Annotated in this window: 14 protein-coding genes, 2 tRNA genes and 2 pseudogenes; 10 read left to right on the forward strand and 8 right to left on the reverse strand. The window is 69.2% G+C overall.

All coding sequences use genetic code 11. The features are described 5' to 3' along the window. The first annotated feature begins 541 nt into the window (after window positions 1-541). The 6 genes from ACIPSA_RS15305 (at window position 542) to ACIPSA_RS15330 (ending at window position 6,990) form a co-directional block, all read left to right on the forward strand. On the forward strand, window positions 542-1,024 hold the full coding sequence (locus ACIPSA_RS15305) for a CarD family transcriptional regulator (RefSeq protein WP_003953493.1): 483 nt from the start codon (window positions 542-544) through the stop codon (window positions 1,022-1,024). Between the two features lie 305 nt (window positions 1,025-1,329). Beyond that, window positions 1,330-2,082 carry a 2-C-methyl-D-erythritol 4-phosphate cytidylyltransferase gene (gene ispD, locus ACIPSA_RS15310; protein WP_402634090.1) on the forward strand — a complete coding sequence of 251 codons (753 nt, stop codon included), beginning with the start codon at window positions 1,330-1,332 and terminating at the stop codon, window positions 2,080-2,082. Then, window positions 2,072-2,566, forward strand: a complete 495-nt coding sequence (ispF, locus tag ACIPSA_RS15315) for a 2-C-methyl-D-erythritol 2,4-cyclodiphosphate synthase (RefSeq protein WP_402634093.1) — start codon at window positions 2,072-2,074, stop codon at window positions 2,564-2,566. The genes ispD and ispF overlap by 11 nt, the downstream gene beginning before the upstream one ends. A gap of 163 nt (window positions 2,567-2,729) precedes the next feature. After that, complete coding sequence (cysS, locus tag ACIPSA_RS15320; protein WP_402634096.1) at window positions 2,730-4,136, forward strand: cysteine--tRNA ligase; 1,407 nt, start codon at window positions 2,730-2,732, stop codon at window positions 4,134-4,136. Between the two features lie 98 nt (window positions 4,137-4,234). Beyond that, on the forward strand, window positions 4,235-5,176 hold the full coding sequence (gene rlmB / locus ACIPSA_RS15325) for a 23S rRNA (guanosine(2251)-2'-O)-methyltransferase RlmB (protein WP_402634099.1): 942 nt from the start codon (window positions 4,235-4,237) through the stop codon (window positions 5,174-5,176). Between the two features lie 140 nt (window positions 5,177-5,316). Continuing rightward, complete coding sequence (locus ACIPSA_RS15330; protein WP_402634102.1) at window positions 5,317-6,990, forward strand: DoxX family membrane protein; 1,674 nt, start codon at window positions 5,317-5,319, stop codon at window positions 6,988-6,990. 145 nt (window positions 6,991-7,135) lie between these two features. Here the strand turns inward: ACIPSA_RS15330 and ACIPSA_RS15335 are convergent, their stop codons facing one another. The 3 genes from ACIPSA_RS15335 to ACIPSA_RS15345 form a co-directional block, all read right to left on the reverse strand. Next, window positions 7,136-7,867: an NDP-sugar synthase gene (locus ACIPSA_RS15335; protein ID WP_402634105.1), complete on the reverse strand. Its 732-nt coding sequence runs from the start codon at window positions 7,865-7,867 to the stop codon at window positions 7,136-7,138. Window positions 7,868-8,002: 135 nt separating this feature from the next. Next, a complete protein-coding gene (locus ACIPSA_RS15340; protein WP_402634108.1) occupies window positions 8,003-8,470 on the reverse strand; it encodes a hypothetical protein in 468 nt (155 codons plus the stop codon). 225 nt (window positions 8,471-8,695) lie between these two features. Continuing rightward, window positions 8,696-9,832 (reverse strand): ABC transporter ATP-binding protein, encoded by a 1,137-nt coding sequence (locus tag ACIPSA_RS15345; RefSeq protein WP_402634111.1) that lies wholly within the window; start codon window positions 9,830-9,832, stop codon window positions 8,696-8,698. 218 nt (window positions 9,833-10,050) lie between these two features. Here ACIPSA_RS15345 and ACIPSA_RS15350 point away from each other — a divergent pair. Further along, a tRNA-Thr gene (locus ACIPSA_RS15350) sits at window positions 10,051-10,124 on the forward strand. 77 nt (window positions 10,125-10,201) lie between these two features. On the opposite strand, the gene ACIPSA_RS15355 is transcribed toward ACIPSA_RS15350, so the two are convergent. The 3 genes and pseudogenes from ACIPSA_RS15355 to ACIPSA_RS15365 all read right to left on the reverse strand — a co-directional run. Further along, entirely contained in the window at window positions 10,202-11,341 is a 1,140-nt protein-coding gene (locus tag ACIPSA_RS15355; RefSeq protein ID WP_402634113.1) for a tyrosine-type recombinase/integrase, read from the reverse strand. Further along, window positions 11,341-11,541, reverse strand: a complete 201-nt coding sequence (locus ACIPSA_RS15360; RefSeq protein ID WP_402634116.1) for a helix-turn-helix domain-containing protein — start codon at window positions 11,539-11,541, stop codon at window positions 11,341-11,343. Before ACIPSA_RS15360 ends, ACIPSA_RS15355 begins: the two co-directional genes overlap by 1 nt. A 187-nt stretch (window positions 11,542-11,728) precedes the next feature. Continuing rightward, window positions 11,729-12,772: pseudogene (locus ACIPSA_RS15365) on the reverse strand (DUF3631 domain-containing protein); the annotation flags it as partial. Here ACIPSA_RS15365 and ACIPSA_RS15370 point away from each other — a divergent pair. Continuing rightward, window positions 12,773-13,183 (forward strand): annotated as a pseudogene (locus tag ACIPSA_RS15370) (SAM-dependent methyltransferase); the annotation flags it as partial. Between the two features lie 1,066 nt (window positions 13,184-14,249). Here ACIPSA_RS15370 and ACIPSA_RS15375 read toward each other — a convergent pair. Further along, window positions 14,250-14,459: a hypothetical protein gene (locus ACIPSA_RS15375; protein ID WP_402634119.1), complete on the reverse strand. Its 210-nt coding sequence runs from the start codon at window positions 14,457-14,459 to the stop codon at window positions 14,250-14,252. 182 nt (window positions 14,460-14,641) lie between these two features. On the opposite strand from ACIPSA_RS15375, the gene ACIPSA_RS15380 reads away from it, so the two are divergent. Together ACIPSA_RS15380 and ACIPSA_RS15385 are read left to right on the forward strand one after the other, a co-directional pair. After that, the gene (locus ACIPSA_RS15380) at window positions 14,642-14,860 is read left to right on the forward strand and encodes a LexA family protein (RefSeq protein ID WP_402634122.1); all 219 of its coding nucleotides are present in this window, start codon (window positions 14,642-14,644) and stop codon (window positions 14,858-14,860) included. Between the two features lie 335 nt (window positions 14,861-15,195). Then, window positions 15,196-15,314: transfer RNA gene (locus ACIPSA_RS15385), tRNA-OTHER, on the forward strand. A 104-nt stretch (window positions 15,315-15,418) separates the two neighbouring features. Here the strand turns inward: ACIPSA_RS15385 and ACIPSA_RS15390 are convergent. Beyond that, a complete protein-coding gene (locus tag ACIPSA_RS15390) occupies window positions 15,419-17,071 on the reverse strand; it encodes an FAD-dependent oxidoreductase (RefSeq protein WP_402634124.1) in 1,653 nt (550 codons plus the stop codon). Between the last annotated feature and the right edge of the window lie 116 nt (window positions 17,072-17,187).

The raw sequence follows: 17,187 nt of genomic DNA on the forward strand, positions 1-17,187 counted from the left end.
GCGGCCTTAGGTTACCGAGCCGTTCCCGCGCGGCCGCACCCGACCCTCCCCCAACCTCGCAGGCTTCGCTCATGCAGGGGGTACCCGGGCCCAACAAGTGACTCCCGAGTCACTATGACTCGGGGCCGACTCGGGGCTTGTCCGGCATTCACATAAGACGGCTCGCAAAATTTCAGTGGAGGAATGCGCGGCCGCCCCGGAAATTGATCACGTACCGCTCAGTCGGATGCCCGTGATCAATTCCGGAAAGTCTCGTACCCGCCTCCGGCCCACCGAACGGAGTAGCGGAAGTCGCACGCTTGATACCGGACAAATGTGGACGTTCGTCCGGTTGGAGGGGCCTCCGGATGTGTGTAACGTACGCGTTTCACCCTGCCCGAAGAGCCGCTCCGACCTGCGAATACCCGCTTCCGCTGCCCGTCCGAAGCACGTTCCTGTTGCTGTTGTCAAGCCCCGAGATATGCCCTGACCTGCGAAAACGCCATTCAGAAGACGCCGTATCCGTGTTACCCTGGATAGCCACGGAAGGGGTACCTGTCACATGACGTTCAAGGTTGGCGACACCGTGGTCTATCCCCATCACGGGGCCGCGCTGATCGAGGCCATCGAAACTCGTCAGATCAAAGGCGTGGACAAGACCTACTTGGTGCTGAAGGTCGCCCAGGGTGACCTGACGGTGCGTGTGCCAGCGGACAATGCTGAGTTCGTGGGCGTGCGTGATGTGGTCGGTCAGGACGGGCTGGACCGGGTCTTCGAGGTGCTGCGCGCGCCGTACGCCGAGGAGCCCACGAACTGGTCGCGTCGATACAAGGCAAACCTGGAGAAGCTCGCCTCCGGCGATGTCATCAAGGTCGCGGAAGTCGTGCGTGACCTGTGGCGTCGTGAGCGCGAGCGCGGACTCTCCGCCGGTGAGAAGCGCATGCTCGCCAAGGCCCGCCAGATCCTGGTGAGCGAGCTCGCTCTTGCGGAGAACACGAACGAGGACAAGGCCGAGGCCCTGCTCGACGAGGTTCTCGCGTCCTGAGGCGAAGCCGGCTACGCCCGCTCTGCTCAGCACAGTGAAAATGCCGTGGTGCCCGATGACGCAACTGCTGTCGCCGGGCGCTGCGGCATGTTCGTATCTGGACACCCGGATACCCGGATGCCGTACACCCGTCGAATATCGGGGCGATCAAGTGTCGAAGTCGGGGGACATCCCCCGATACTTGGCGTGCCGGGCCCGGGCAGCTGGCTCGACCGGCGTCACGGAAGGGTCCGGTCAAGGCGTCGCGCCCGGCACTTCCCAGGCCATACCCACGTAGGCCGAGCACACAAACCTGACAGGAACCGATGTCTGACGATTCGCGTCCTTCGCCCGCGGAGCTCCGTACAGCCGCGGTGATTCCGGCCGCCGGCCGGGGCGTACGCCTCGGTCCGGGCGCCCCCAAGGCGCTCCGCACGCTGAACGGCACGCCCATGCTCATCCACGCGGTGCGCGCGCTCGCCGCGTCCCGTGCCGTCTCCCTGGTGATCGTCGTGGCCCCGCCCGACGGCACCGCCGAGGTCAAGTCGCTGCTCGACGCGCATGCGCTCCCCGAGAGGACCGACTTCCTGGTCGTAGCGGGCGGCGAGACCCGCCAGGAGTCGGTGAAGCTGGGCCTGGACGCGCTCCCGCCCGACTACGGCATCGTCCTGGTGCACGACGCGGCCCGCCCGCTCGTGCCCGTGGACACGGTGGACGCCGTCATCGAGGCCGTACGCGACGGCGCCCCGGCCGTGGTCCCCGCACTGCCGCTCGCCGACACCGTCAAGGAGGTCGGGCCCGCGGCGGTGCACGGCGACCCCGAACCGGTCGTGGCCACGCCCGAGCGGGCCCGGCTGCGCGCCGTGCAGACGCCCCAGGGATTCGACCGGGCGACGCTGGTACGGGCCCACGAGACCGTCACCGACGACGTCACCGACTGCGCCGGCATGGTCGAGCGGCTCGGGGAGACGGTCGTCGTGGTCCCCGGTCACGAGGAGGCCTTCAAGGTCACCCGCCCGCTGGACCTGGTCCTCGCGGAGGCGGTCCTGGCCCGCAGGAGGCTGAACGATGGATTCTGAGGCACTCCCGGTGCTGCCCCAGGTCGGCATCGGCACCGACATCCACGCCTTCGAGGAAGGCCGGGAGCTGTGGTGCGCCGGCCTGAAGTGGGAGGGCGAGGGACCGGGGCTGGCCGGCCACTCCGACGCGGATGTCGTCGCCCACGCCGCGTGCAACGCGCTCTTCTCCGCGGCCGGCCTCGGTGACCTGGGACAGCACTTCGGTACCGGACGCCCGCAGTGGTCGGGCGCCTCCGGCGTCACCCTGCTCACGGAGGCGGCCCGGATCGTCCGCGAGGCGGGCTTCCGCATCGGCAACATCGCGGTCCAGGTCGTCGGCCCCCGCCCCAAGATCGGCAAGCGCCGGGACGAGGCCCAGAAGCTCCTCTCGGAGGCCGCGGGCGCCCCGGTCTCCGTCTCCGGGGCCACGACGGACGGCCTCGGATTCCCCGGCCGGGACGAGGGGCTGATGGCGGTGGCCACGGCGCTGGTCGTCCGGGCCTAGGGGGCCTAGGGGCTCCTTGGCCGAGGCCGGCAGCCCCCAGGGACGTGACCCACAGCGCACCGGCACGAAACAGCCGCCCGACCGCCGGAGGCAAACGTCACGAATTCATGGCCCTTCGACGGAAGGTCCCAAGGCACTACCCCGCGCCCACTACCCTGGAGTGGTGACTATTCGGCTGTACGACACCAACGCCCGGCAGATCCGCGACTTCACCCCGCTCACGCCGGGTTGTGTCTCGATCTACCTGTGTGGTGCCACCGTGCAGTCCGCCCCGCACATCGGGCACATCCGCTCGGGCCTCAACTTCGACATCATGCGCCGGTGGTTCGCGTACCGGGGCTACGAGGTGACGTTCATCAGGAACGTCACCGACATCGACGACAAGATCATCGCCAAGGCGGCCGAGCAGGGCCGCCCGTGGTGGTCGATCGGGTACGAGAACGAGCGCGCGTTCGGCGACGGTTACACGGCGCTGGGCTGCCTGCCGCCGACGTACGAGCCCCGCGCCACCGGCCACATCACCGAGATGATCGAGATGATGCAGGGCCTCATCGAGCGCGGCCACGCCTACGAGGCGGACGGCAACGTCTACTTCGACGTCCGCTCCTTCCCGCGCTACCTGGAGCTGTCCCGGCAGGAGCTCGACAACCTGCTCCAGCCCTCCGGCGAGGGCGAGACCGGCAAGCGGGACCCGCGCGACTTCGCCATGTGGAAGTCGGCCAAGCCCGGCGAGCCGACCTGGCCGACGCCCTGGGGACCCGGGCGCCCCGGCTGGCACCTGGAGTGCTCCGCCATGGCGCACAAGTACCTGGGCAGCGCCTTCGACATCCACGGCGGCGGCCTCGACCTGATCTTCCCGCACCACGAGAACGAGATCGCCCAGGCCAAGGCCTACGGCGACGACTTCGCCCAGTACTGGGTGCACAACGCCTGGGTGACCCTGGCCGGCGAGAAGATGTCCAAGTCGCTGGACAATTCGGTGCTCGTGAGCGACATGGTCAAGCGCTGGCGGCCGATCGTGCTGCGCTACTACCTCGGCACCCCGCACTACCGCTCGATGATCGAGTACAGCGAGGAGGCCCTGCGCGAGGCCGAGTCCGCGTTCGCGCGGATCGAGGGGTTCATGCAGCGGGTCACCGAGCTGACCGGCGGCGCCGCCGTCGAACCCGCCGCCGAGGTGCCGCTCGCCTTCGCCGAGGCCATGGACGACGACCTCGGCGTCCCGCAGGCCCTCGCCATCGTGCACACCACCGTCCGGCAGGGCAACTCCGCTCTCGCCGCGGACGACAAGGAAGCCGCCGTGGCCCGCCTCGCCGAGGTCCGTGCCATGCTCGGCGTCCTCGGCCTCGACCCGCTCGACCCGTACTGGGCCGGTGACGGCGCCGGCCGTGGCGAAGACCTGCACGGTGTCGTCGACAGCCTCGTACGGCTCGTCCTCGACCAGCGCGAGTCCGCCCGCGCCCGCAAGGACTGGGCCACCGCGGACGCCATCCGCGACCAGCTCAACCAGTCGGGACTGGTCATCGAGGACAGTCCGCAGGGACCGCGCTGGAGCCTCGGCCCGCTCTGAGACCGCCCGCCGGTCCGATGATCGATTGTGCCGCCCGGCTGTCCGGGCGGCACACTGCATATACACGTACGCACGCTTCCGTAGAGAACAGGTAGGTCATGGCCGCGAACAACCGCCGCATGTCCGGCAAGAAGGGCGCGCAGGTCGGCAGCGGCGGCCAGCGGCGCCGGGGCCTGGAGGGCAAGGGTCCGACCCCGCCCGCCGAGATGCGCAAGGGGCACGCCAAGCAGCGCGCCGCGAACGCGAAGGTCCGCCGCGCCCAGGGGCGCCCGCAGCAGCGCCGGGGCGGCGGCAAGTCGTCGTCCGAGCTGGTCGTCGGCCGCAACCCGGTCGTCGAGGCGCTCCGCGAGGGCGTCCCGGCGTCGACCCTCTACGTCCAGCAGTTCATCGACAACGACGAGCGCGTCCGCGAGGCACTCCAGCTCGCCGCCGAGCGCGGGGGCATCAACCTCATGGAGGCCCCGCGCCCCGAGCTCGACCGGATGACCAACGGGCTCAACCACCAGGGCCTGGTCCTCCAGGTCCCGCCGTACGAGTACGCGCACCCCGAGGACCTCGCCGACGCCGCCTACGACGAGGGCGAGGACCCGCTGATCGTCGCCCTCGACGGGGTGACCGACCCGCGCAACCTCGGCGCCGTCGTCCGCTCCGTCTCCGCCTTCGGCGGCCACGGCGTCGTCGTGCCCGAGCGGCGCGCGGCCGGCATGACCGCCGGTGCCTGGAAGACGTCCGCCGGTACGGCCGCCCGTACGCCCGTCGCCCGCGCCACCAACCTGACGCGCGCCCTGGAGGCGTACAAGAAGGCCGGGATCGTGGTCGTCGGCCTCGCCGCCGACGGAGAGGCCGAGCTCGGCGACCTGGAGGCCCTGCACGGCCCGGTCGTCATCGTCGTCGGCAGCGAGGGCAAGGGCCTGTCCCGACTGGTGGGCGAGACCTGCGACTTCCGGGTGCGGATCCCGATGCCCGGTGGTGCGGAGTCGCTCAACGCGGGTGTCGCGGCGGGGATCGTGCTGTACGAGGCGGCTCGGCGCCGAGGCTGACGGAGACTCACGGGCGCGCCTGAACGCGCGTCCGTGAGCCCACCCGTACGGGTTAATTCAGGCGTCCAGGGCAACCTTGACGCGGTCCGGACAGATCCGACAGTTCAAAGCAGTGTCCTAACTCCACGTCACTCGGTTAGATGAGTGTGGACACCAGAACACCCCGCACACCCACGGGGGACCGCTCGTCGGGATTCGACGACGCTCCCGCGCTGAGCATGGTGAAGGTGCCGAGCGATCCGGCGCAGGTCATCGTCAATCACGCGAGCTTCCGCGTGCAGCTGGGCACCTCGACACGGCGAGCCCAATCCCCGCGGGTCGCACGGCACTTGAGCGGCGCCGAAGCCCCCCGCACCCCGGTCGCCGGCGCCGCGGGCAGAGCGGGCACGGCCGGAACCCGGCGCCGCCCCCTCGTCTGGAGCGGCAGGTCCGCACCCGACGACACCGGCGCCCACCGCCTGCTCCAGGCCGTGCGGGGCGGCAGCGTCCGCTACCCCGACGAGTCGTCCGCCGACGCCGCGGCCACCCAGGTCATCCCCCGCGTCGGCGGCGGATACAGCGGCTACGGCGGCTACGGCGACGACCGCTACGACGACTTCGGCCGGACCGCCGAGACCCCCCTCGTAGGCCCCCAGCGCGCCCCCGCCCCCGGCGAGAACAGACTCCTGCCCCCCATGCGGACCGTCGGCAGCACCTACGACGAACCCGCCTACACGGGAGGGGAGTTCGAGGAGTACGAGGACTTCGAGGAACCGGCCGAGGCGGCCGCCGAACCCCGGACCAGGCGCCAGGGCGACGACCCGGCCCGGCACGCCTACTACCCCGGCCGCCGGATGAACCTCGGCGTCGTCCTGCTCCCCCTGCGCGTCTTCCTCGGCTTCATCTCCATCTACGCCGGCATGGGCAAGCTCTGCGATCCCGTCTACTTCGACGGCGGCAAACGCGGCTCCATGGTCAAGTGGCTCAACACCCTGCACCCCTGGGAAGTCGCCGAGCCGCTCAGGCAGTTCGCCCTCCAGCACCCCGTCGGCTCCGGCCTCGTCCTCGCCTTCCTCCAGGTCGTCGTGGGCGTCCTCACGATCCTGGGCTGCTGGCAGCGGGTCGCCGCCGTCTTCGGCGCGCTGCTCTCCGCCGCACTCATCGTCACCGTCAGCTGGGAAACCGTCCCCGCCTACGACGCCCCCGACATCATCTACCTCGCCGCCTGGTCCCCGCTGATCATCGCCGGCGCCCCCGTCTACTCCGTCGACGGCCGCCTCGCGGGCAACGCCTGGCGCACCCTGGGACCCCGCTCCGACATCTGGGAGCTGCGCCGCCACGTCCTGCGCCGCGGCGCCCTCGTCACCGCCATCACCGTCGGCCTCACCCTGCTCGTCGGCTCCCTGCTGGGCGGCGCCGTCCGCGACTCCAGCCGCGTGGTCGTACCCGGACCCGGCGAGGCCCCGCGCAACAACCTGCCCGGCTCCCCGCTCCCGGAACAGCCCGCCAAGCCGCACACCAAGGCCCCCGCGGCATCCACCGCGCCGTCCCGCGGCGCCACGGCGTCCACCTCGCCGTCCGGCGCCGCGACGGCCCCGGGCGCGGCCCACTCGTCCGGCACCGTCACCGGCGGCGCGCCCAGCCAGACCCAGGGCACCGCGGGCCAGGCCCCGCCACGGCACACCTCCCCGGTCGGCCAGGCCCCCAGCACCACCGCCGGCCCCAGCACCGGCGGCACCGCGACCGGCGGCACCGGCTCCACCGGCGGCACGGGCAGCGGCGGCGGCAGCACGTCCTCCGGACAGCCGGGCCTGGTGGGCGGCTTGCTGGGCTAGGGACGGACAGCCCCCACAGCAAAGGGGTCCCGCACCACAAGGTGCGGGACCCCTTTCACGCATTCAGGCATTCACGTGCTTCGCGTATTTCCCGTATTTACCGTATTCCGCGTGTTTCGCGCACGGAGCCAGGTGGCCACAGCCGTCAGCGCCCCAACGCCGCCAGCTCCTTCGCCGCCTCCGTCAGGTCCTTCGCCGTGTCGATGGCCCGCCAGTACGCCCCCTGCGGGATCGGGAAGCCCGCCAGCCGCCGCTCACGGGCCAGGTGCGGGAACGTGGTCCGCTCGTGGTCACCGCGCTCGGGAAGCAGGCCGGCGAACTCCGGCGAGAACACATAGACGCCCGCGTTGATCTCGAACGTCGACGGCGGGGCCTCGATGAAGTCCGTGATGTGCCCGAACCCGTCGGTCTTCACCGCACCCCACGGAATGCGCGGACGGGCCAGCGCGAGGGTCGCCACGGCGTCCCGCTCGGTGTGGAAGTCGGCCATCTCGCGCAGCGAGAAGCGGGTCCAGATGTCGCCGTTGGTGGCGTACCAGGGGCGGTCCGGGTGGGGCAGACGGGCGGCGGCGTACTTCAGACCGCCGCCTCGGCCGAGGGGTTCCGACTCGACGACGGTGGTGACGGTGACGGGCAGGTCGGCCGAGTCCAGCCACTTCTGCAGCACCTCGGCGAGGTGGCCGCAGGAGATCACCACGTCCGTCACGCCCTCTTCGGCGAGCCAGGTCAGCTGGTGGCCGATGATCGGGGTGCCCGTGCCGGGGATCTCGACCATCGGCTTGGGCCGGTCGTCGGTGTAGGGACGCAGCCGGGAGCCCTGGCCACCGGCAAGGACGACGGCTTGAGTGGGGCGCGACGCGGCGCTCGGATGGGTCATGACCGAACTGTACGTGGCGCCCCGCTGGTGGCTTTCGCCTGCAACCGTTCCTTAATCAGCCGTTACCGGATTCTCGGCCGTCGCTCACGCGGAGACGGAGACGGCCGGGAATCCGGCAACGGATGTTCAACGGATTCAGCTGTGCGCGGCCAGGACGCCGGAGGCGAAGGAGGTGTCGCAGACGGGGCGGGCGTACGACTGGGCACGCGAGGCCCCGTACACGCGGACCGCGGCGCGGCCGAGGGCGCGGGCGATGGAGGTGCAGTGCCTCGCCAGCGACGGGCGGCCGTTCACCGCCTGCTGGAGGTGCGTGAGGACCTCGCCCGGGTTCTTCTCCTGCAGCTCGCTCATCAGCTGGTCGCGCAGCACGTCCTGCGGGGCGCGGGAGATGGCTCCGGCCTTGGCGGACGACACCTCCGCCGAGGAGACGTCCGTGGCGGTGAGCACCGAGTTCCGGGGGCTCCCCGTCCAGTTGACTCGGGTGACCGCCAGGGTCCCGGAAAGCACCAGGACGACGGGCAGGACGAGGGCGAGGGTGCGGCCGATCCGGCGGGCAGGACCCCGGTGGCCGCGTCGCGTCTGTTGGGTGGTGGAGTGCTTCACGCGTGTGAGAGTAGCGCCCGGTAGTGATTTGGCGACAATTGGTCACCGGTTCGGGGGACGAAGTTGTACCCCCTCACGGGTGACGGGTTGACGCGCGCTGATCGAAATGAGCCGACTTGCCGGGGTATCCGGCGACATCGAAATGGGCCCCGCAGCAGCCTGCGGGACCCATTTCGTCAACGTGGGTGAATTGCCGGGTTTATTCCGGCCCTTCCGGCCCTCGTGTCAGTCGGAGAGGCGCTCGCCCGTGGAGGTCGAGAACACGTGGGTCTCGCCCGGACGCGGCACGACGTGCAGCTGCGCGCCCTTCTCCGGCACCTGACGGCCGTTGACACGGACCACCAGGTCCTTCAGCTCGCCACCGACCTCGGCGCTGCCGTACACGTAGCCGTCGGCGCCGAGCTCCTCGACGACGTTCACGGAGACGGCGAGACCGGCCGGGGCGTCCTCGGAGTCCTTGGACAGGGAGGCGGCCGCGTCGCCGTTGTGCTCGACCACGTCGAAGTGCTCGGGCCGGACACCGACGGTCACCGTACGGTCACCCTTGTCGGAGGCGGCCTTCAGGGCGTCCCGGTTGACCGGCACCACGCTGTTGCCGAACTTCACGCCGCCGTCGGTGATCGGGACCTCGACCAGGTTCATGGCGGGCGAGCCGATGAAGCCGGCGACGAAGAGGTTGGCCGGGCGGTCGTACATGTTCCGCGGCGAGTCGACCTGCTGCAGGATGCCGTCCTTCAGCACGGCCACCCGGTCGCCCATCGTCATGGCCTCGACCTGGTCGTGGGTGACGTAGACGGTCGTGATGCCCAGACGGCGCTGCAGCGACGCGATCTGCGTACGCGTCGACACACGGAGCTTGGCGTCCAGGTTGGACAGCGGCTCGTCCATGAGGAAGACCTGCGGCTCACGCACGATGGCGCGGCCCATGGCGACACGCTGACGCTGACCGCCGGAGAGCGCCTTCGGCTTGCGGTCCAGGTACTCGGTGAGGTCGAGGATCTTCGCGGCCTCCTCGACCTTCTGCCGGATCTCCGCCTTGTTGACGCCGGCGATCTTGAGCGCGAAGCCCATGTTGTCGGCGACCGACATGTGCGGGTAGAGCGCGTAGTTCTGGAACACCATGGCGATGTCCCGGTCCTTCGGCGGCAGGTGGGTGACGTCGCGGTCACCGATGCGGATGGCGCCGCCGTTGACGTCCTCGAGCCCCGCGAGCATCCGGAGCGAGGTGGACTTCCCGCAGCCCGACGGGCCGACCAGGACGAGGAACTCGCCGTCCTCGATCGCGATGTCGAGACCGTCGACGGCGGGCTTGGTGGAACCCGGGTAGATCCGGGTCGCCTTGTCGAACGTGACAGTGGCCATGGTGAATGGGCCCCCTTCTACCGGCAGGAACGTGCCGGACGATCCGAGTAGGAAGGTGGTTGGTGTAGTCCACGAGAGTGAACTGGGTCAGGACGGTACCTGGCGTTTCCCGGATCTGTCAGTACCTGGGGGACTGTGAACTTCGCGGAAATTTTCGCCGGGACACCCCCGGGACGTGGGTACACTGCACGGGCACGGCGCGCCACGCGTGCGTGCAGGCCTCCTTAGCTCAGCTGGTCAGAGCACCGCTCTTGTAAAGCGAAGGTCGTCGGTTCGAATCCGACAGGGGGCTCTATCCCTACCAGGGACAACGCCCCCGCGATCATGGATGGCGGGGGCGTTGACGGTAGTTCCTGACGGCAGTCCCCTCTAACGGCGCCGTCTGAGCAGGCGGTCCATGTGGCCCATGGCCTCGCGCCGGTCGCCATCGCTCACGTGCGTGTAGACGTTCATCGTCACCGCGATCTGGGAGTGTCCGAGGATCTCCACCACGGTCCGGGGCGCGACGCCGGCCGCGAAGAGCAGCGAGGCGCATCCGTGGCGGGTGTCGTGCAGCCGGACTTTCGGGAGCTCCGCTGACGACGCGATCCGCAGGAACGAGCGGTACAGGTTCCGGGGCTCGATCGGGCGACCGCTCCGGGTGGTGAACACGTGATCACTGCCATGCCACTCTGCGCCGGCGGCCGCGCGCCGGTCAGCCTGCCGTAGACGTTGCCACCGGAGCGGCGCGACGCACATGGACGGGATCGGGATCACCCGCGCTCGCCGGTTCTTCGTGGTGTCGAGATACAGCTCTTTGCCGCCACGGTTCAGCGTGGTCCGCACCGTGAGGATGCGCCGCTCAAGGTCGACGTCCTTCCACTGCAATCCCAGGATCTCTCCGCGCCGCAGGCCGAGCGCCACGGCGAGGACGAACGCCGTATACAGGGGGTCGGTCCGTGCCGCTTCGAGAAACGTCAGCGTCTCGTCGAGCGACCAGGGGCGCAGCTCGCGCGGCTCGACCTGGGGAGCGGGGACCAACTGCACCACGTTGCGGCTGATCAGTTCCTCACGACAGGCGGCCGTCAGAGCCGTACGCAGGACGCGGTGAGACTCCTTCGCAGTTGCTGCCGACGCCTGCGTGGTGACCTCCGAAAGCATCCGCCGGACGTTCGCTGTGGTGAGCGACTCCAACCGTCGGCTACCCAGCAGAGGTACGAGGTACAGCCGAATGTGCATCTCGTACTTCACGTACGTCGTGCGCTTCCGATTGGGCCGGATGTGCTCCTCCAGCCAGTACGGCAACCACTCGGAGAGCTTCGCTGAACGAGTGGGCGTCGGGATTCCCTGCCGGTCGCGGCGAACGAGTTCCTGACGCTTCTCGTCGCACTCCTCCCAGGTGGCGCCGTAGACGGTCTTGCGCTTGCGGGTGCCGTCAGGCTGCGGGACGTAGGCACGGCCCTCAAAGCGCCCGTCCTTGCGCTGCCAGATGCTGCCGGCACCGTTCGGGTTCCTCTTTCGTGCTGCCATCAGGCTGCGTTCTCCTCCATCCGGTCGTGCATGTACTGGCGAACGGCGTCGACCGGGACGCGGCGTGCCCGGCCGGATGTGTAGCTGGGGAGCTGTTTGGAGCGGATGAGGTCGTAGACCTTGCTGCGGCTCAGCCGCAGCGCGGTCATGACTTCCGGGATCTTGAGTGCTTGGGGCTCGTTCGGGACGGCGGAAAGCACGTCGAAACCTCCGTAAGGGGGTGGGGCCTCCTTTGGCCCCCTCCTGAGAAGTCCGCTACTTCCGCTACCGCCGCTACCGCGCAGGTCAGGGGGCTGCGCGGGGTAGCGGGAAGGGGTAGCGGTAGCGGATGGGTAGCGTTGGGGTAGCGGCAACCGAGGCTGGTTGCCGCTACCGCGTTGTTGCTGGTCAGGCGGTGTTTTCGGTGCCGGGTAGCGGAGGTAGCGGACTTTCCGGGGGTGGGGGGCAGTAGCGGGCCCACGCGTCCCGGAGATCGGCGGCGTAGTAGCCCTTGAGGACGCTTCCGGCGGTCTTGATGTTGCGGGAGGCGACGGGCTCGTTGTCGGCCGTCATGTACTCGGCGAGCATCTTCGACAGGCGCCGGTTGTCGAGCGGCTTGCCGTGCAGGTCTGCCCAGGGGGCGTCGTCGAGGGCGTTGAGCCGGTCGAGGATGGCGATGGTGGGCAGGCGGTCAATGCCGACCATGACGTGATCGCGCAGGTCGGTCAGGAGCCGAATGCCCAGACTGCCCTTGTCGTTGGCCTTGGACGCGGTCACCAGGGCCACGCACGCTGCGCGTGCCCGCTCGGGCCAGTCGCCTCCGGCCGCGTCGGCGACGGCGAGCAGTGGTTCCCATACGTCGGCCGGCCGGTCGGTGACGCCGTCGGGCATGTCCGGCCAGGCGCCCATGACGACCCCGCGGGCGTGTTCGGCCCACTGGGCGAGCCGGTCACGCAGGGCGTGTCCTTCGGCCTCGTGGGTGCGGGCGCGGAAGGGTTCGATGTGTTCGTTGCGTGCGCGCCGGCGCATCCGGATGATGACGGAGCGGGTCAGGATCGTGTCCGGGAGGGAGCCGAGGCCTGCGACCGCGACCCCGGCGTACGAGGGGAACGCCTGCACGGTCTGATTGCCGCCGTCGCCGATGCACCGGTAGGTGACCCCGGTACGGCGGTGACCGGCGTTGAGGAACCCGCGCAGTTCCTCGTTGTCGCCCGCCTTGGGTCCGAAGATCGTGTCGATCTCGTCGAACAGGATCGTGGGCCGCCCGTTGGGGTTGGACACGGACCGGAACAGGGCGGCGGCGGAGGCGTTGACGGCCGTCATGGGCTGCGGCACAAGGGTTTCCACGATCTCCAGCGCCCGCGACTTGCCCGACCCCGGCTCCGGGGACAGGAACGCCAGACGCGGGGTGGAGTCGAAGCAGTCGAGCAGGTGCGCGTGCGCGTCCCACAGCTGGTCGCTGCGGCTGCAATCAACCGCTACGCGTCGCTCTTTGAGCACGTCACGTACGCCCACCTGCATACCGAACGGATTCATGACTCCGTCTCCAAGATCCTTGAGACGGCCGTCTACGACGGTGAGCGAGGGTTCACCCTGTCCTACTTCCATCGCGCCGAAGAGCTTGTGGCGGAGTTGGTGGCCTCCGGACTGACAGACGTGCAGGTCTTCGGTATTGAGGGGCCCGCCTGGTCACTTGTGAAGGCAGCCGAACAGCAGCCGGGCGAGGGCCCCACGGATGAGCTGATTGCCTCAGCCCTGGACGCAGCGCGCATGGCAGAGCCGTACCCGGAACTGCTCGCTGCCAGCTCGCACCTACTGGCCGTCGGCAGGGCTCCCGCTGACATCGACAGTGGCGAACGCTGACGGACAAGTGCAGCCGTGCCACGGGCCGTCCGCGTCGCTGTAGGTACGTGGGGAGGATGCGCACAGGCCAAAGGCCCCGCCGGTTCGCCCGGCGGGGCCTTTTCGCGGCTCTACGCCCGCACGATCACTAGGCGTTTCCCCATGCCTCAAAGAATCGCTCGCGGTCTTCGGCCGTTTCGTGCGTCCGGCGGCTGGCGAGCTGGACGTGCCAGGCAGTGCTCAAGCTTTCGTACAGCAGCTACCACAAGGCCGGCCGCGCTCTGGCCGCGGTCGCCTACGCCCTCGCACCGCGGCGCACTTGAGAACCCAGTTAGCCCTTCGGTCGCTTCGGAGATCGCCAAATCCATGGCTCGGCCTTGCATCTCGGACTGTTGCGCGCAAGGGTGGAGGAAAGGCATTCCTTAGTGCCGGTTGAACCGAGCGGCTGGTGAGGGCGAGTAGCGGCTCGGTGGTGCGGGATTGTTGCGGCCGTCAAAATGAGAGTCGCTCTCTATTCATCGCGCAAGCCACATCCGAACATCCCCAAGCGGAACCGCAATATTTGAGCTTCGCTCGACGCACCGCCTCCGTTGGACGCACAAATAGGGAAGCGATCGTGCGCACTAAGCGACCACTTATGCTGCTCGGCCCGGGGCTCCTGGCTTCCATGGTGCTCGCGCCGGGCATCGTCACCCGGGCCTCGGCCGCCCCGGCACCTGCGCAGGCAGCGGTGGTGGCTCCGAGCCTCCCCGACTACGTGGGGCAACCACAACCGGACCCCGACAGAGATTCCGACCAGAGCGTCCAGCGCCGAACTAACGCCTACTCTGATGGCATCGACGCCGGGATACGTGCGGCTATTGCGTGCAAGCCCCGCAGTTCCGCTCCCGTCCCTTCCGCCCAAGGCCACGATCTCGCCGAGCTCCGGTACTACCAAGGATGGCTCGCTGGATACGACAACAACACCACTGAGGTCTGCGCGGTGCGCGCATCAATAAATACTGCCGAGCAGGACTACTGGAAGCAAAAGCAGAAGGAACGCGAAGAAAAAGAGGCAAAGGAAGCCGAGGGTGTGCGGGTCGAGCCGCTACCCCAGGACCAGCCCCAACTGCCCACCGAGCCGCAGGATCCTGGACATCAAACCGATCAGCAGGTGACGCCACAGGGCCAGGGCACTGGACAGCAGCAAGGCCACACTCAGGACCAGGGCACTGGACAGCAGCAAGGCCACACTCAGGACCAGGGCACTGGACAGCAGCAAGGCCACACTCAGGGCCAGGGCACTGGACAGCAGCATGGAGGGGGTTCTGGAGGCCAGGAGGGTGGATCGCAGTCAGAATCCTCCGGGGAGTAGCCGCACACCAGCCGGTCTTGCGGAGGCTGGCACCGTAACGCTCTTGAAAGCCGTCGTGGCGGCGGTGTCACCGGGGTTCGTGCGCCGGGTTGCCTCAAAATTCGAACACGCGCTCTAATTCGGTGATGCGTCGAGTGGACCACCTCACCGAAACCCAGGAGCGCATCCTGGCCTGCATCCGCGGATCCATCGCCGAGTACGGTGAAGCGCCGACGGTCGCGGAGATCGGCGCGGCCGTCGGCATGCGCAGCCGGGCTTCCGTGCACTATCAGCTCGGCGAACTTGAGGCGAAGGCGGCGATCATCCGCGAGCCCGGCCGCCATCGTGGGATCCGCCTCCTGTGACGGACTCGCAGCGCTACAACTGAGCCTGACCTGGGAAGGCCGGCTGATGATGCATGGCTGGTGGAGCAGTGAGGCGACCGCCCGGCGCAAGTTGACGTCATGGATCGGCGAGCGAGGCGGCATGCCCGGTGCGTGCATCACCCTCACGGATGAGGAGGCAGGCTCGGCGTTGGCCAGCTGGCCGGACGAGTCGTAGCCGACTGCCCTGCCCCGGGTGGCGCGCGACTTCGCTGGCAAGGCGCCGATCCCAGCGTAGGGCGTGCTCACTTGGCGTTTCAGCCCTCCAGATCCGCGACGGCAGTCTGTGACGGCAACAGGTGCGGATGTTGCCGTACGCCAGTGGTAGCTGGCGTACCTTCTCGCCTAGCCCAAAGCGCCAAGCTGCTGACCAGCGTTTTCAGGGTGGGAACTTGTAAAGCGAAGGTCGTCGGTTCGAATCCGACAGGGGGCTCCACGTACCACCTGGGACAGGCTCCGCGATCATGGATCGCGGGGGCTGTCGTCGTTCTTACGGGCGCAGACTCTGCCGCGGCTGTCGGAGGGGGCGGGGGCGGGGGTTCAACCCGTGCGCAGCACCGTCGCGAGGACCTTTCGCAGTGCGGCTTCCGGGTTCGGTACGGCGCCCGGTGCGCGCCAGGCCACGAAGCCGTCCGGGCGTACCAGGATCGCTCCGTCGGCTGTGGTGCCGTGGATCTGTGCCCAGTCGTCGGTGTCGGTGTCGTAGGTGAGGTCGGCGTCGGGGCCGGGGCCGATGCGGTAGGCGTCGAGGCGTACGCCGTCCTGGTCGGCGATGCGGCGGGCGGCGGCGTGCCAGCCCGCGTCGTCGGGTGCGTCGGTGAGCAGGACCAGGGAGCGCTCGTAGAGGTCGATCGTGGAGATTCGCTCGCCGGAGCGGTGCAGCCACATGTGGGGGGCCCGGCTGCCGGGCTTGCCGGTGAGGTCGATTCCTTCGGGGACCACGGGCTGGTCGGGGTCGGCGTCGATGACGGCGCCCTGGGGGTAGCGGTGGCCGATGACGACGCTGAGGATGCCGCCCTTGTGGCCGGTGCCGACGCCGGGTACCGGGGCGAAGCCGGGGTGGCTGTGTTCCACGGAGCGGGCGGAGGCGCGGGCGCTGGTGGCCCGGGCGACCGGGCGGCGTTCGGTGTCGTATGTGTCGAGCAGGTGCGGGCCGGCCCAGCCGTCGAGGACGGCGGCGAGTTTCCAGGCGAGGTTGTGTGCGTCCTGGATGCCGGTGTTGGAGCCGAAGGCGCCGGTGGGGGACATTTCGTGGGCGGAGTCGCCGGCGAGGAAGACCCGGCCTTGCTGGTACCGGTCGGCGACGCGTTCGGCGGCTCGCCAGGATGCCTTGCCGGTGAGTTCGATGTCGAGGTCGGGGACGCCGACGGCGCGGCGGATGTGCCGGGCGAGCCGGTCTTCGGTGAATTCGTCCAGGGTTTCGCCGCGTTCGGGGTGCCAAGGGGCGTGGAAGACCCAGCGTTCCTTGTTGTCGACGGGCAGGAGGGCGCCGTCGGCGTCGGGGTCGGTGAGGTAGCAGCAGATGAAGTGGCGGTCGCCGACGACGTCGGCGAGGAGTTTGGAGCGGAAGGTGACGCTGACGTTGGCGAAGAGGTCGCCGGGGCCGCTCTGGCCGATGCCGAGTCTGCTCCGGACGGGGCTGCGGGGGCCGTCGGCGGCGACCAGGTAGTCGGCGTGGACCGTGTGGCGTTCTTCGGTGTTGCGGTCGCGGATGACGGCCGTGACTCCTCGGGCGTCCTGTTCGAAGGTCTCCATCTCGTGGGAGTACCTGAGGTCGCCGCCGAGTTTGCGGGCGTTGTCCAGGAGGACGGGTTCGAGGTCGTTCTGGCTGCACAGGCACCATCCGGTGGGGCTGAATCTCGACAGTGCGCCGCCGGGGTCGATGTGTCTGAAGAGCCACTCTCCCGCGTCGCCGACCAGGGTGGGGGTCTGCAGAATGCCGTGGTTGTCGGCGAGCAGTGATGCCGCGGTCCGGATGTCCGGTTCGATGTCGGCCACTCGGAAGAGTTCCATGGTCCGGACGTTGTTGCCGCGTCCGCGGGGGTGGATCGAGGTTCCGGAGTGGCGTTCGACGAGCATGTGCCGCACACCGAGGCGGCCCAGGAACAGGGACATGGACAGGCCTACCAGAGAGCCGCCCACGATGAGGACGGGAACTCGGTGGTCGGCTCGGTGGTCGGCTTTTTGATGCATCGAAGCCTCCAGAGGCAGGGGTGTGCGCATGGGGCGCCTGTGAGTTTCCATGCCCTCTGGGGCTGTGCGGGAGCGCCTCCGGGCGTCCAATCACCCACGTGGTTCATACGAGTCGC

It is taken from the genome of Streptomyces sp. NPDC086549 (assembly GCF_044746205.1).
Classification (GTDB): Bacteria; Actinomycetota; Actinomycetes; order Streptomycetales; family Streptomycetaceae; genus Streptomyces.

Coding starts and splice junctions, on each gene's coding strand:
- ACIPSA_RS15305 (WP_003953493.1), top strand. CDS start 542: ATGACGTTCAAGGTTGGCGACACCGTGGTCTATCCCCATCACGGGGCC.
- ispD (WP_402634090.1), top strand. CDS start 1,330: ATGTCTGACGATTCGCGTCCTTCGCCCGCGGAGCTCCGTACAGCCGCG.
- ispF (WP_402634093.1), top strand. CDS start 2,072: ATGGATTCTGAGGCACTCCCGGTGCTGCCCCAGGTCGGCATCGGCACC.
- rlmB (WP_402634099.1), top strand. CDS start 4,235: ATGGCCGCGAACAACCGCCGCATGTCCGGCAAGAAGGGCGCGCAGGTC.
- ACIPSA_RS15330 (WP_402634102.1), top strand. CDS start 5,317: ATGAGTGTGGACACCAGAACACCCCGCACACCCACGGGGGACCGCTCG.
- ACIPSA_RS15335 (WP_402634105.1), bottom strand. CDS start 7,867: ATGACCCATCCGAGCGCCGCGTCGCGCCCCACTCAAGCCGTCGTCCTT.
- ACIPSA_RS15345 (WP_402634111.1), bottom strand. CDS start 9,832: ATGGCCACTGTCACGTTCGACAAGGCGACCCGGATCTACCCGGGTTCC.
- ACIPSA_RS15355 (WP_402634113.1), bottom strand. CDS start 11,341: ATGGCAGCACGAAAGAGGAACCCGAACGGTGCCGGCAGCATCTGGCAG.
- ACIPSA_RS15375 (WP_402634119.1), bottom strand. CDS start 14,459: ATGCTGCTGTCCAGTGCCCTGGCCCTGAGTGTGGCCTTGCTGCTGTCC.
- ACIPSA_RS15380 (WP_402634122.1), top strand. CDS start 14,642: ATGCGTCGAGTGGACCACCTCACCGAAACCCAGGAGCGCATCCTGGCC.
- ACIPSA_RS15390 (WP_402634124.1), bottom strand. CDS start 17,071: ATGCATCAAAAAGCCGACCACCGAGCCGACCACCGAGTTCCCGTCCTC.